We start from the raw sequence: 13,451 nt of genomic DNA, 5'->3' as shown, positions 1-13,451 counted from the left end.
ATGCCGGGCTACAAAGTCACGATGCTGCCCGACGACGTGGTGCAAACCTACACGCTGATGGAGGGTCGCGACTGCCCGGCGGTGTCTTTGTATGTGACGCTGGACGAAGCCACGCTGACCATCACCGGCACCGAGACCAAGCTGGAGCGCGTGCACATCGGCGCCAATTTGCGCCACGACCAGCTCGATGCCATCGTCACCACCGAGTGGCTGGAAAACCCTGAGTTTTTACACCAAATCGACCCGCAGCCCTTGCTGCATAAGCGTGAGCAGCTATCATTTTTGCACCGCCTCGCCAAAGACCTGAAAGCCAAGCGCGAAGTGGTGCGCGGCAAGCCGGAGAACTTCAACCGGCCTGATTACAACTTCAAGCTGGTCGGCAACGACGGCGCCGAGCCGCAGGGCACCGAGCAAGTGCAGATCAGCATCCGGATGCGCGGTGCGCCGCTGGACCTGATCGTGTCCGAGGCCATGATTTTGGCCAACAGCACCTGGGGCAGCTGGATGGCGGAGCTGGGCGTGCCCGGTATTTACCGCAGCCAGGCGTCGATGTTGCCGGGCGTCAAGGTGCGCATGGGCACGCGCGCTTTGCCCCATGCTGGGCTGGGCGTTAAGAGCTACGCCTGGAGTAGCTCGCCGCTGCGCCGCTACACCGATCTGGTCAACCAATGGCAAATCATTGCCTGCGCGCGCCACGGTAAAACCGCCGCGCTGGTGGCGCCGTTCAAGCCCAAAGATGCCGACCTGTTCTCGATCATCTCCAGCTTTGATAGCGCTTACTTCGCTTACAACGATTACCAGCGGGCGATTGAGCGATTCTGGACGCTCAAGTTTGTGCAGCAAAACGGCATCACCGAGCTCACCGCCACCGTCTTCAAGGACAACATGGTGCGCGCCGACGACCTGCCGCTGGTGCTGCCGGTGATGGGTGCGGCCGGTTTGCCACGCAACGCCCGCGTGCTGGTGCGTCTGGGTGAGATTGACGAGGTCACGCTCGACATCCATGGCACCGTCATTGAGCGACTTGACGCCGTCACTGAGGCCGAGAGTGGCGCCGACGAAGCTGGTGATGACGATGAAGAAGCCACCGCCGGCCCGATTGCGATTGCGGTGGACATGAGCGAAACTCCCGACGAAACCCCATCCGTCATTCAGGAAACAACGACACCGTGAACCTGCGCTCTTTCAGCGTTCTTCAGCTGGCACTCGGCGCCTCCATCGCCGTGCATGCCGTGCTGTTGACGGTGCGTTTTGTAGACCCGCAGGCTTTCAACCGCGTGTTTGAAGACACGCCGCTGGAAGTGATTCTGGTCAATGCCCGCACCACCGAGCGACCTGAAAAAGCCCAAGCCATTGCCCAGGCCTCGATGGCCGGTGGCGGCGATGCAGAGGCCGGCCGAGCCACCAGCCCACTGCCACCGTCACTGCGGGCGGTCACGGGTGACGACGCCGAGCAGGAAGCGCAGCGCAAACTGCAAAACTTGCAAGAGCAGCAAAACCTGATGCTGGCGATGGTCAAAAACAAACTGGCTGCCCTGCCCCCGCCTGATCCCAAGCAGGCCAGCACTTCGCCCGACGAGCAGGATCGCGAAGAAAAGCGCCGCCAATTGATCAAGCTGCTGGCCGAGATTGAGCGGCGCATCAACCAGGAAAATGCCCGGCCCAAGAAACGCTACATCAGTCCGGCTACCCGCGAAGAGGTGTATGCAATCTACTACGACCACATGCGCCGAGCGGTGGAAGACAAAGGCACCGAGAACTTCCCCGAAGTCGGCGGCAAAAAACTCTATGGCACGCTGACCATGGGCGTCACCATCAACCATGACGGGCGCATCCTCAAGACTGAAATTGTCGAGAGCTCGGGCAGCCGCACGCTTGACCGCCGGGCCGACGCCATTGTGCGAAGTGCCGCGCCGTTTGGCCGCTTCAACGAGGCCATGCACCAAAAGGCTGACCAGATCTGGGTGGTGTCGCGCTTCAAGTTCACCCGCGACGAAACCTTAGAGACCAAACTCACTACCAAGTAACCATGACGATTGATCTTTATTGCGTGATGGGCCACCCGATTGAACACAGCAAATCGCCGTGGATTCATGCACGTTTTGCCGAACTGACGGGGCAGACCCTGCGCTATGGCAAGCGCTTGATTGCGCTGGACGGCTTTGTGCCCGCCGTGCAGGCGTTCGTGGCCGAAGGCGGCCAAGGCTGCAACATCACCGTGCCCTTCAAGTTTGAAGCGGCCGCCCTGGCCACCCACACCAGCGAGCGCGCCTTGCTGGCGCAAGCCTCCAACGTGCTGACCTTCAAAGACGGCGCCATTCTGGCCGACAACACCGACGGCGCCGGTCTGGTGGGCGACATCCAGCGCAACGCCGGGGTCGACTTGCGCGGTCGCCGGGTGCTACTGATCGGCGCAGGCGGTGCTGCTGCCGGTGTGCTGGGGCCGCTGCTGCTGGCACAACCGGCCCATATCACCGTGACCAACCGCACGCTGGCCAAGGCCAGCACGCTGGTGGCGCGTCATGCCACATTGGCTTTGCTACAAAAAACTGAGCTACTCGCGCAGGATCTACGGGGGCTGGAGGGCGATTTTGATGTCATCATCAATGCCACGGCCAGCAGCTTGAATGGGGGCGGTGTGCCGGTTGCGGCCAGCACCCTGAAACCCGGCGCACTGGCCTACGACATGATGTACGGTCCCGCTGCCGAGGGCTTCCTGAACTGGGCGCGCGAACACGGTGCCGTGGCCCGCGACGGTTTGGGCATGCTGGTGGAGCAGGCCGCTGAGTCATTTTTGATCTGGCGCGGTGTGCGCCCACCCTCGCAACAGGTCTTGACCGAGTTGCGGGCAGCCATCGGCTAAGGCCATGAAACCATTCAAACGCTGGTTGGGTTTGGCCGTGGCCGCAGTGCTGGCACTGCAACTGTTTTTTATTGTTCGCATTGCCAGCATGGCGGTGGTGGCACCGCAGTCCACCGCCTTTGAACGCTCCGAAGCCTGGCGAATTTTGAACGAAAAAGGCAAATTACCTTGGCGCCAGCAGTGGGTGGCTTACCCGCAGATTTCGGACAATCTCAAGCGCGCCGTGATCGCCTCTGAAGACGATGGCTTCGCTTACCACGACGGCGTGGACTGGGACGCGTTGGAGAAAGCCTGGCAAAAAAATGCCAAGGCCGAAGCACAAGTCGCCAAGCTCGCGCCGTCCAAAAAATCAGGCACCGCTGTGGCAAAACCAGCACGCGCGCCCAAGGTGGTGGGCGGCTCCACCATCACGCAGCAATTGGCTAAAAACCTGTTTTTATCGGGCGAGCGCACGCTGTTGCGCAAAGGCCAGGAGTTTGTTTTGACGATGTTGCTGGAGGCCTTGCTGAGCAAGGAACGCATCCTGGAGATTTACCTCAACAGCGTGGAGTGGGGTGAGGGCGTGTTTGGCGCCGAGGCCGCCGCGCAACATTACTTTCGCAAACCCGCCTCGCGCCTCACCGCCTATGAGGCGGCCCGCTTGGCGGTGATGCTGCCGCGCCCCAAGTATTTCGAGAAGCTGTCCAATTCCAGCTACCTGTCCGAGCGCGCTGGCGTGATTGCCGGGCGTCTGGTGAATGCCGAGCTGCCTTGAGCAAGCCATTGCGAGACTGACTTTAAGCCTAATAAGGCTGTAACCCAAGTGTAATAAGCGCAAGAAGCTATTAAATACATAGCAAAACATAAGGGTTCATCATGAAAAATAAAACAGAAGCAGCCGCAGAACCCGCAAACCACATTGCGGTATTCCAAGAAACCACCATTCGCCGGGTCTGGCATAACGAGGAGTGGTGGTTTGCCATTGTTGACGTGATTGGCGTTCTGACCGATTCGGTGCAGCCAGAAGGTTATGTCAAAGATCTGCGCCGTCGCGACCCGGAGCTGGCCAAAGGGTGGGGGCAAATTGCCACCCCCCTTCGGGTTGAGACGGCGGGCGGTGCGCAGCGGGTGAATTGCGCCAACACCGAAGGCCTGTTCCGCATCATCCAGTCCATCCCGTCGCCCAAGGCCGAACCCTTCAAACGCTGGCTGGCCCAGGTGGGTTACGAGCGGGTGAAGGAAATCGAAAACCCCGAGCTGGCCAGCGCCCGCGCCCGCGAGTTGTACCAAGCCAAGGGCTACCCGCAGGCGTGGATCGAGAAACGGTTGCGCTCCATCTCCGTGCGCGGGGAGCTGACCGACGAATGGAAAGCGCGCGGCGTGGCCGAGGGCAAAGAGTATTCGATATTGACCGCCGAAATCGCCCGCGCCACCTTTGGCGTGAGGATTAAAACCCTCAGCCTGACCGACTTTCGCGCTTTTCCCGGCTACGCCGGCCTGCCTGTTCAGCAAACATAATCAGCTCTCAATTTAATAGCACATGAGAATATTAGGCATTGACCCCGGTCTGCGCACCACTGGTTTTGGCGTGATTGATGTGGACGGATCCGAACTCAGCTACGTGGCGAGCGGCACCATCAACACCACCAAATTCATTGAACGCGGCCAACTCCCGGCTCGTCTGAAAATTTTGTTTGATGGCATCCGCGAAGTAGTGGAGCGCTACGAGCCGGACTCGGCCTCGGTGGAGATCGTGTTTGTCAACGTCAACCCGCAGTCCACCTTGCTGCTGGGCCAGGCCCGTGGTGCTTGCATCACGGCACTGGTGTTCACTGACTTGCCGGTGGCCGAGTACACCGCGCTCCAAATGAAACAAGCCGTGGTCGGCTATGGCCGCGCCGACAAAACCCAGGTGCAGGAAATGGTGCGCCGCCTGCTCACCCTGCCCGGCCTGCCCGGACCGGATGCGGCCGACGCGCTGGGCCTCGCTATTACCCACGCCCATGCCGCCAAGGCCATGGCCCGCCTGGCTCAAGCGGATGGCGCGCTGGGGGCTGGCAGCGGAAAATACAAAGCCGGGCGCAGCCGCTGAACAGCAGGCTTGGCGAGGCCTGATCTGCCCATTGCACCGCGCCCTGTTCAAGGCCAGAATACAGGCGTCATAGGTTCATTTTTTGCTTTTTCTCAAGCTGATCGCCTACACACCGGGGTCAAATCTAGTTTTTAGAGAATTTTTTGTTCATCGACTGGGCGAGCATGAATATCAAACAAAGTGAGTTGGACGGGGTGCTTTCCCGCTACGGCCACAAGCCACAGGGCTTGGTTCAGATCCTGCGAGAAACGCAGCAATTAACGGGCTGGTTGCCGCGAGAGTTACTGGGCCAGATTGCGGACGCGTTGGGCCTGACGCTGGCCCATGTGCAAGGCGTGGCAGGTTTCTACCGCTTCTTTCATACCCACCCGGCAGGCACTTACCGCGTGCTGTTCAGCGACAACATCACCGACCGCATGCTCGGCAGCGAGGCGCTACTACAAGACCTGTGCCAACGGCTACAGATTCAACCCAATCAGATGCGCGCTGATGGCCGCGTCAGCGTCGCCACCACCTCCTGTACCGGGCTTTGCGAACAAGGTCCGGCTGCGCTCATCAACCACAAGCATGTGGTCACCCGCCTGACACCGCCGCGGATAGCGCAAATGGCGGCTCTGATTGAGCAACAAGTGCCGCCCGACCAATGGCCGCCAGTATGGTCGCAGGTAGATGATTCGATCCGTTTGGCTGACGTCAAACTGGGCCACCAACCCGCACCCGGCCAGGGCATTGCGGCGGCCATAGCACGCGGACCGCAGGCCATGCTCGAGGACCTCAAGCGCTCCAAGTTACGTGGACGCGGCGGGGCCGGGTACGCCACCGCGACCAAATGGCAACTCTGCCGCAACGCCCCGGGCCACACGCATTACGTGGTGTGCAATGCTGACGAGGGCGAGCCCGGCACCTTCAAGGACCGCGTGCTGCTCACCAGCTATGCCGACTCCGTGCTGGAGGGCATGACCATCGGCGCCTACGTGGTGGGCGCCCAGCGCGGGCTGATTTACCTGCGCGGCGAGTACAGCTACTTGCTGGAAAACCTGCACGCCGTGCTGCAACGGCGCCGTGAGCAAGGGCTGCTGGGCGCGTCCATTCTGGGCAAGGCCGGTTTTGACTTTGACATCGACATCCATGTCGGCGCCGGGGCGTATGTCTGCGGCGAAGAGTCGGCACTGATCGAATCACTGGAAGGCAAACGCGGCACCCCCCGCATCCGCCCGCCGTTTCCGGTGGAGCGGGGCTATCTGGGGCAACCGACCACGGTCAACAACGTGGAGACCTTCAGCGCCGTCACCCACATCGCGGTCAACGGCGGCGCCTGGTGGGCGAGCATTGGCACCGCGCAATCAACCGGCACCAAGATCCACTCGGTGTCTGGTGATTGCGAACGCCCCGGCTTGTACGAGTACCCGTTTGGCACCCGCATCGGGCGCATTCTGGAAGACTGCGGTGCCCGGGACACCCAGGCGGTGCAGGTGGGCGGGCCTTCTGGTGTGTGCCTGTCGGCGTTTGAGTTCACGCGCCGTATTGGGTTCGAGGATGTGCCCACCGCAGGCGCCTTCATGGTGTTCGACCGGTCGCGCGACATGTTTGAGGTGGCGCGCAACTTTGCCCAGTTTTTTGCCCATGAGAGTTGCGGTTTTTGCACACCGTGCCGGGTCGGCACCGAACTGGTGGTGCGCCGCCTCGACAAACTCAGCCAGGGCTACGGTTCCAGCGATGACCTGCAAGTGCTGTTCCAACTCGACAAGCTGATGCACGGCACCACCCATTGCGGCCTGGGCGCGGCGGCCTGCAACCCACTGCGCGACACCATCGCCAAGTTTCGCCCGGCCTACGAGCGGCATTTGAAGTCCTTGCACTTTGTGCCCGGTTTTGACATGGATGCTGAAGTCTCGCAAGCGCGTCTGGCGACCGGACGTGACGACAGCCAGGCCCACATGGAGAATTTATTGTGAGCAAGACCCGCATCGACGCCCTGAGCCCGGGCACTTTTTTACTGGACGGCCAGGAAGTTGAATTTGGCCCCGGCGACACCGTGCTGCAAGCCGCCACCAGCGCCGGGCACTACATCCCGCACCTGTGCTGGCATCCGGATTTTTCAGCCAATGGCTCGTGCCGTCTGTGCACCGTCAAGGTTAACGGGCGCAGTGGCGCAGCGTGCACCGTGCAGGCCGCCTCGGGCCAGAACATTGAAAGCAACACCGACGAACTGAACGCCCAGCGCAAAACCGTGCTGCAAATGCTGTTCATCGAGGGCAACCATTTTTGCCCATCGTGCGAGAAAAGTGGCAAATGCCTGCTGCAAGCCACGGCCTATGAAATGGGCATGGAGGGGCCGCATTTCGAAGAGTTTTACCCCAACCGTCGGGTCGATGCCAGCCACCCCGATCTGCTGCTCGACCTCAACCGCTGCATTTTGTGCAGCCTGTGCGTGCGCGCCAGCGCCGAGGTTGATGGCAAAAACGTCTTTGCCATTGACGGCCACGGCATTCAGACGCACCTGGTGGTCAACAGCCCCAGCGGAAAACTGGCCGACAGCGCCCTCAAACCCAACGACACGGCCGCCAACATCTGTCCGGTCGGTGCTATTTTGCACAAGCGCATTGGCTTTGCCACCCCCTACGGGCAGCGCCGCTTTGACATCTCACCGATCTCACAGCAGGTTGAGGAAGACGCACCATGACGACTCAAACCAACACTATGACGCCCCTGCACGCCCCGCGCAAGCTCAAACTGGCGACGGTCTCACTCGCGGGTTGTTTTGGCTGCCACATGTCTTTTCTGGACATCGATGAGCGCCTGTTGCAACTGCTGGAGCTGGTTGAATTCGACCGCTCCCCGCTGACGGACATCAAGACCGTGGGCCGTTGTGATATTGGCCTGATCGAAGGCGGTCTGTGCAACACCGAGAACGTGCAGGTGCTGCGCGAGTTCCGAGCTCAGTGCAAGACGCTGGTGGCGGTGGGCGCTTGCGCCATCAACGGCGGCTTGCCGGCGCAGCGTAACAACCTGGACCTGGGCGTGATACTGCACAGCGCCTACGCCGAACGGAACGGCCTGAGCAAGGGCAGCGCCATCCCCAACGACCCCGAACTGCCCATGATGCTCAACCAGGTGCACCCGATTCACGAGGTCGTGCATGTGGACTACTTTCTACCCGGCTGCCCGCCCTCGGCCGATGCCTTCTGGACCTTTTTGAACGATCTCATGGCCGGGCGCACACCGCACCTCGGCCATGGCTTGATGCACTACGACTAAGCATGAACACCTCACTTGAAACCGCCTCCCCCGCCGCCGTCACGCAAGGCTTGCGCCGTGTGGCCATTGACCCGGTCTCACGGGTCGAAGGCCATGGCAAGGTCACCATCCTGCTCGACGCCAACAACCACGTACAACAGGTGCGCCTGCACATCGTCGAGTTCCGGGGCTTTGAGAAATTCATCGAAGGCCGCCCCTACTGGGAAGTGCCAGTGATGGTGCAGCGCCTGTGCGGCATCTGCCCGGTGTCACACCACCTGGCAGCCTCCAAGGCGATGGACCTGATCGTGGGCGCATCACCCGTCACCGCGTCAGCCGACAAGATTCGCCGCCTGATGCACTACGGGCAAATGCTGCAATCGCACGCCCTGCACTTCTTTCATCTCTCGTCGCCCGACCTGTTGTTTGGCTTTGACTCGGATGTCAACCGACGCAACATCGTGGGCGTGGTGCAGGCACACCCCGAGATCGCCACCAAGGGCGTGATGCTGCGCAAGTTTGGGCAGGAGGTGATTCGGGTCACCGCTGGCAAGCGGGTGCACGGCACGGGCTCGGTGCCCGGCGGCATGAACAAGCACGTGAGCGCCGAAGACCGCGCCCTGCTACAACGCGATGTGGCGCAAATGACCGTCTGGGCATTAGAGGCCGTCAACATTGCCAAGCAACTGCACGCGCAGAACCCGGCGCTTTACAACAGCTTCGGCAGCTTTCGCTCCAACATGCTCTCGCTGGTGCGGGCCGATGGCGCAATGGATTTGTACGACGGCGTGCTCCGGGCGCGTGACGACAAGGGTCAAATCATCGTGGACGGCGCCAATGACCAAAACTACCTTGACCTGATTGAGGAGTCGGTCAAGCCCTGGACCTACATGAAGTTTCCCTTCCTCAAAAGTCTGGGGCCTGATCTGGGCTGGTACCGGGTCGGACCACTGGCGAGGATGCAAAACTGCGACTTCATCCCCAGCCCGCTGGCCGAAGCCGAGCGCCGCGAATTCATTGCCTGGGGCCAGGGCGAGCCGATCCAGGCCACGCTGGCCTACCACTGGGCCCGCATGATCGAGATGCTGCACAGCATCGAAGTCATCAAGGAGTTACTCGACGACCCGGCTATTTTGTCGGGCGATTTGATGGCCAGCGGCCCGCGACGACGCAGCGGTGTCGGCGTGATCGAGGCGCCCCGTGGCACCCTGATTCACCACTACGAAGTGGGCGACGACGACCTCGTGACGATGTGCAACCTGATCGTCTCCACCACCCACAACAACCAGGCCATGAACGAAGCCGTGCGCTCGGTGGCACGCGAGTACCTGGATGGGAACGAGTTGACTGAAGGCCTGCTTAACCACATTGAAGTCGCCATCCGGGCTTACGACCCTTGCCTGTCCTGCGCCACCCATGCGCTCGGCCAAATGCCGCTGGATGTGGCGCTGGTCGGGGCTGACGGCACGTTGATTGACCGGGTCATCAAGTCCCAAAGCGGCCAACTGCAGCGCGACCTGGCATCAGCCATCGGCCTGCCCGCATGACGATTGACCGCCCTGCGGTGGCACCGGTGCTGGTGTTTGGCTGGGGCAACCTGAGCCGGGGCGACGATGCCTTGGGACCCCTGTGCCTTGAGCACTTGCGCGACGCGCTGGCCGCTGATTCCCAAGTTGAATGTCTTGACGATTACCAGTTGCAAATTGAACATGCGCTGGACTTGGTAGGACGCCAGCGCGTTCTGTTCATTGATGCCAGCCTGACGTGCCAAACTCCGTTTGAAGTAACCCTGTTAGAGGCGGCACAAGATGCCAGTTTCACCACGCACGCCATGTCACCCCAAGCGGTAATGCAGGTGTTTTGCACGATGCGGGGAGAGTCGCCACCGCCTTGCACGCTGCTGGCGATTCGCGGTGAACGTTTTGAATTGGGAGAGCCGCCAAGCGCCGACGCTTTGGCGAATCTGGCAGCGGCTCAAAAGTGGGCTCTCGACTGGCTGAGAGCACCGCAAGTGCAGCGAACGCCCGACTGTGTGGTCTAAGCAATCCGCTCCAGAATCAGTACGGCAAAAAACCCGAATCCCGCGATCAGTGCCCACTTGAGGGTGCGCAGCCCGTACTCACGGTAGCGCGGTTGACCGGTCGCCACATAGAACGTAAACGACACCACCGCGCCCAGCAGCATCAGGAGAATGAGCCAGCGAAAGAGCAGCATGGTTTACCAGGCGCGCGCCAGTTGCGCAAAATTCTTGGGTGCGAGTTTTTCGTCCGAGAAAGTCACCACGTCCCAGGCATCCGGGTGGTTCAGCAACTCCCGCAGCAGCAGGTTATTCATGGCATGGCCGGAGCGCCGGGCGCTGTAGCTGGCCAGAAACGGTTTGCCGATCAGGTAGAGGTCGCCCATGGCGTCGAGGATTTTGTGCTTCACAAACTCGTCGTCGTAGCGCAGGCCCTCGGCATTCAAAATTTTGTAATCGTCCATCACGATCGCGTTGTCCAGCCCGCCACCCAGAGCGAGGCCGTTGGCGCGCATCATTTCCACATCTTTGGTAAAACCAAAAGTGCGGGCGCGGGCAATGTCTTTGGAATAGGAGTCCACACTCATGTCAAAAACCACGCGCTGGCCGGTGGCGTCCACCGCCGGGTGGTCAAAGTCAATCTCGAAACTGAGCTTGTAGCCGTGGAACGGCTCCAGGCGCGCCCACTTCGTGTTGGCGCCTTCGCCCTCACGCACTTCGACCGGTTTGAGCAAGCGAATAAAGCGCCGGGGCGCATTTTGCAACTCGATGCCGGCGGTTTGCAGCAGAAAAACAAACGACGCCGCCGAGCCATCCAAAATGGGCACCTCTTCGGCGGTGATGTCCACATAGAGGTTGTCGACCCCCAAACCGGCACAGGCCGACATCAAATGCTCCACCGTGAACACTTTCGCGCCCCCGGCAGAGATGGTCGACGCCAGCCGCGTGTCGGTCACCGCCAAAGCCGAGATCGGAATTTCCACCGGCTCGGGCAAGTCAACCCGCCGGAACACGATTCCGGTATCAGGCTGCGCCGGGCGCAGCGTGATCTCGACGCGCTGGCCGCTATGCAGCCCCACGCCCACGGCGCGGGTCAGGGATTTGAGGGTTCGTTGTTTAAGCACCTAATCAGCTTGTTTGCGCAAAAACGCGGGGATCTCAAAATCATCCATGCCGCCCGATGCCAGTGCATCAACCTTGGCTGCCGCTTGGGTACGGTCACGGGTGCGCCAGACGCTCGGCGTGGACATCGAACCATAGTCCGGTTGCGACAGACCCACGGGAGCCATGCCACTGGAGGCCATCGAACCGCTCACGGGTGTGTTCAGGGTCGGCACATGGAAAGGCACGTTGTCGGTACCGGTGCGCAGCACTTGCAGCGGCGGTGCCGTGCGGCGTGCGCCCATGCGGCTCAGGCCCGTAGCGACCACAGTGACGCGAATCTGGTCACCCAGCTCATCGTCGTAGGCGGTGCCGTAGATGACATGCGCATCAGGCGACGCGTAGGCACGAATGGTGTTCATGGCCAGCTTGGACTCGGACAACTTCAGGGAGCCCTTGGCGGCGGTGATCAACACCAGCACGCCCTTGGCACCCGAGAGGTCAATGCCTTCGAGCAGCGGACACGCCACCGCTTGTTCGGCGGCGATGCGGGCGCGGTCCGGGCCAGCGGCCACCGCAGTGCCCATCATGGCTTTACCAGGCTCACCCATGACGGTGCGCACGTCTTCAAAGTCGACGTTGACATGGCCAGGCACGTTGATGATTTCGGCAATACCGCCGACAGCGTTTTTCAACACATCGTTGGCGTGGGCAAACGCCTGGTCCTGGGTGACGTCGTCGCCCAGCACGTCAAGCAGTTTTTCGTTCAACACGACGATTAACGAGTCGACATTCGCTTCCAGTTCGGCCAGGCCGCTGTCGGCATTGGTCATGCGGCGACCGCCTTCAAACTCGAACGGTTTGGTGACCACGCCCACGGTCAGAATGCCCATCTCACGCGCCACGCGGGCGATCACAGGTGCCGCACCGGTGCCGGTACCGCCACCCATGCCGGCCGTGATGAACAACATGTGCGCGCCTTCGATGGCGGCGCGGATGTCATCAACCGCCAGTTCAGCGGCTTCGCGGCCTTTGTCGGGCTTGCTACCAGCGCCCAGGCCCGTGATGCCGAGCTGGATGGTTTTGTGTGCATCGCTGCTGCTCAAGGCTTGGGCATCGGTATTGGCGCAGATGAATTCCACCCCTTGCACGCCGCAGCCAATCATGTGGCCGACAGCATTGCCACCGCCACCGCCAACGCCGATCACCTTGATCTGGGTGCCTTGGTTAAAGGCTTCTTCATCAATCATTTCAATAGGCATTTTTCTCTCCTTGGGGGTTCAATTATTTAACAATTTCAAAAATTCAATAAGCTTCAATTTGTGATGCCAGGCTTAGGTGGATCGACCCACCGCCAGCGCACAGGGGGGCTGGCACGGGCCAGCCAGGTTCTGGTTTTCATGGCTAGAAGTTCCCCACAAACCAGTCTTTGACCTGGCCGAACGCGGTCTTCATCGACCCATTTTTTTGTGCCACCTTGAAGCCGCGCAGGCGCGCCATGCGGGCTTCTTCCAGCAGGCCCATGACGGTGGCGGCGCGTGACTGGGCCACCATGTCGGACAAGGCGCCGCTGTAGCGCGGAATACCCCGGCGCACCGGCTTCAGGAAAATATCTTCACCCAACTCCACCATGCCCGGCATGATGCAACTGCCACCGGTCAGCACGATGCCGCTGGAGAGCATTTCTTCAAAGCCTGACTCGCGCATCACCTGGTGCACCAGCGAGAAAATTTCTTCAACCCGCGGCTCAATCACACCGGCCAGCGCCTGGCGGCTCAGCATGCGCGGGCCGCGGTCACCCAGACCGGGCACTTCGACCTGCGACTCGGGGTCGGCCAGCATTTGCTTGGCAAAACCGTTCTCGACCTTGATGTCTTCGGCGTCCTTGGTGGGGGTGCGCAAAGCCATGGCGATGTCGCTGGTGATCAGGTCACCGGCGATCGGGATCACGGCCGTGTGGCGAATGGCGCCGTTGGTGAAGATTGCCACGTCGGTGGTACCGGCACCAATGTCGACCAGCGCCACACCGAGTTCACGCTCGTCCTGCGTCAGCACCGACAGGCTGCTGGCCAGCGGGTTGAGCATCAGTTGGTCCACTTCCAGACCGCAGCGGCGCACGCATTTGATGATGTTCTCGGCCGCGCTTTGGGCGCCGGTCACGA

General features: G+C 61.1%; 15 protein-coding genes. 11 read left to right on the top strand and 4 right to left on the bottom strand.

Translation table 11 applies throughout. The annotated features are described in order from the left end of the window. The 11 genes from WCG50_RS13090 to WCG50_RS13040 all read left to right on the top strand — a co-directional run. The coding region (locus tag WCG50_RS13090; protein WP_336900046.1) for an RNB domain-containing ribonuclease at positions 1-1,173 on the top strand (1,173 nt) is incomplete at its 5' end. Next, positions 1,170-2,027: a TonB family protein gene (locus tag WCG50_RS13085; RefSeq protein ID WP_336900045.1), complete on the top strand. Its 858-nt coding sequence runs from the start codon at positions 1,170-1,172 to the stop codon at positions 2,025-2,027. The genes WCG50_RS13090 and WCG50_RS13085, both read left to right, overlap by 4 nt. 2 nt (positions 2,028-2,029) lie before the next feature. Next, positions 2,030-2,863, top strand: a complete 834-nt coding sequence (aroE, locus tag WCG50_RS13080) for a shikimate dehydrogenase (RefSeq protein WP_336900044.1) — start codon at positions 2,030-2,032, stop codon at positions 2,861-2,863. A gap of 4 nt (positions 2,864-2,867) precedes the next feature. Beyond that, entirely contained in the window at positions 2,868-3,617 is a 750-nt protein-coding gene (locus WCG50_RS13075; protein ID WP_336900043.1) for a transglycosylase domain-containing protein, read from the top strand. 101 nt (positions 3,618-3,718) lie between these two features. Further along, on the top strand, positions 3,719-4,360 hold the full coding sequence (locus WCG50_RS13070) for a Bro-N domain-containing protein (protein WP_336900042.1): 642 nt from the start codon (positions 3,719-3,721) through the stop codon (positions 4,358-4,360). A 22-nt stretch (positions 4,361-4,382) separates the two neighbouring features. Continuing rightward, positions 4,383-4,934, top strand: a complete 552-nt coding sequence (gene ruvC / locus WCG50_RS13065; protein ID WP_336900041.1) for a crossover junction endodeoxyribonuclease RuvC — start codon at positions 4,383-4,385, stop codon at positions 4,932-4,934. Between the two features lie 164 nt (positions 4,935-5,098). Then, the gene (locus tag WCG50_RS13060; RefSeq protein ID WP_336900040.1) at positions 5,099-6,889 is read left to right on the top strand and encodes an NAD(P)H-dependent oxidoreductase subunit E; all 1,791 of its coding nucleotides are present in this window, start codon (positions 5,099-5,101) and stop codon (positions 6,887-6,889) included. After that, the gene (locus tag WCG50_RS13055; protein ID WP_336900039.1) at positions 6,886-7,617 is read left to right on the top strand and encodes a 2Fe-2S iron-sulfur cluster-binding protein; all 732 of its coding nucleotides are present in this window, start codon (positions 6,886-6,888) and stop codon (positions 7,615-7,617) included. The genes WCG50_RS13060 and WCG50_RS13055 overlap by 4 nt, the downstream gene beginning before the upstream one ends. Then, positions 7,614-8,192: an NADP oxidoreductase gene (locus WCG50_RS13050; protein WP_336900038.1), complete on the top strand. Its 579-nt coding sequence runs from the start codon at positions 7,614-7,616 to the stop codon at positions 8,190-8,192. The genes WCG50_RS13055 and WCG50_RS13050 overlap by 4 nt, the downstream gene beginning before the upstream one ends. Positions 8,193-8,194: 2 nt before the next feature. Beyond that, positions 8,195-9,718: a Ni/Fe hydrogenase subunit alpha gene (locus tag WCG50_RS13045; RefSeq protein ID WP_336900037.1), complete on the top strand. Its 1,524-nt coding sequence runs from the start codon at positions 8,195-8,197 to the stop codon at positions 9,716-9,718. Beyond that, on the top strand, positions 9,715-10,212 hold the full coding sequence (locus WCG50_RS13040; protein WP_336900036.1) for a hydrogenase maturation protease: 498 nt from the start codon (positions 9,715-9,717) through the stop codon (positions 10,210-10,212). Before WCG50_RS13045 ends, WCG50_RS13040 begins: the two co-directional genes overlap by 4 nt. Here WCG50_RS13040 and WCG50_RS13035 read toward each other — a convergent pair. The 4 genes from WCG50_RS13035 to ftsA all read right to left on the bottom strand — a co-directional run. After that, positions 10,209-10,385, bottom strand: coding sequence for a hypothetical protein (locus tag WCG50_RS13035; RefSeq protein WP_336900035.1), 177 nt, complete (start codon positions 10,383-10,385; stop codon positions 10,209-10,211). The two genes, WCG50_RS13040 and WCG50_RS13035, sit on opposite strands and share 4 nt — an antisense overlap. A gap of 3 nt (positions 10,386-10,388) precedes the next feature. Next, positions 10,389-11,312 carry a UDP-3-O-acyl-N-acetylglucosamine deacetylase gene (lpxC, locus tag WCG50_RS13030; RefSeq protein WP_336900034.1) on the bottom strand — a complete coding sequence of 308 codons (924 nt, stop codon included), beginning with the start codon at positions 11,310-11,312 and terminating at the stop codon, positions 10,389-10,391. Continuing rightward, positions 11,313-12,551, bottom strand: a complete 1,239-nt coding sequence (gene ftsZ, locus WCG50_RS13025; RefSeq protein WP_336900033.1) for a cell division protein FtsZ — start codon at positions 12,549-12,551, stop codon at positions 11,313-11,315. 142 nt (positions 12,552-12,693) lie between these two features. Then, positions 12,694-13,451, bottom strand: a 758-nt coding sequence (ftsA, locus tag WCG50_RS13020) for a cell division protein FtsA (protein WP_336900032.1), incomplete at its 5' end; no start/stop codon positions are given.

Origin of the sequence: Rhodoferax sp., from assembly GCF_037143375.1 — a bacterium.
In the GTDB taxonomy this organism is placed as follows: Bacteria; Pseudomonadota; Gammaproteobacteria; order Burkholderiales; family Burkholderiaceae_C; genus Rhodoferax.
The sequence above is the reverse complement of the archived record's forward strand: the minus strand, read 5'-3'. Positions and strand labels throughout refer to the sequence as shown.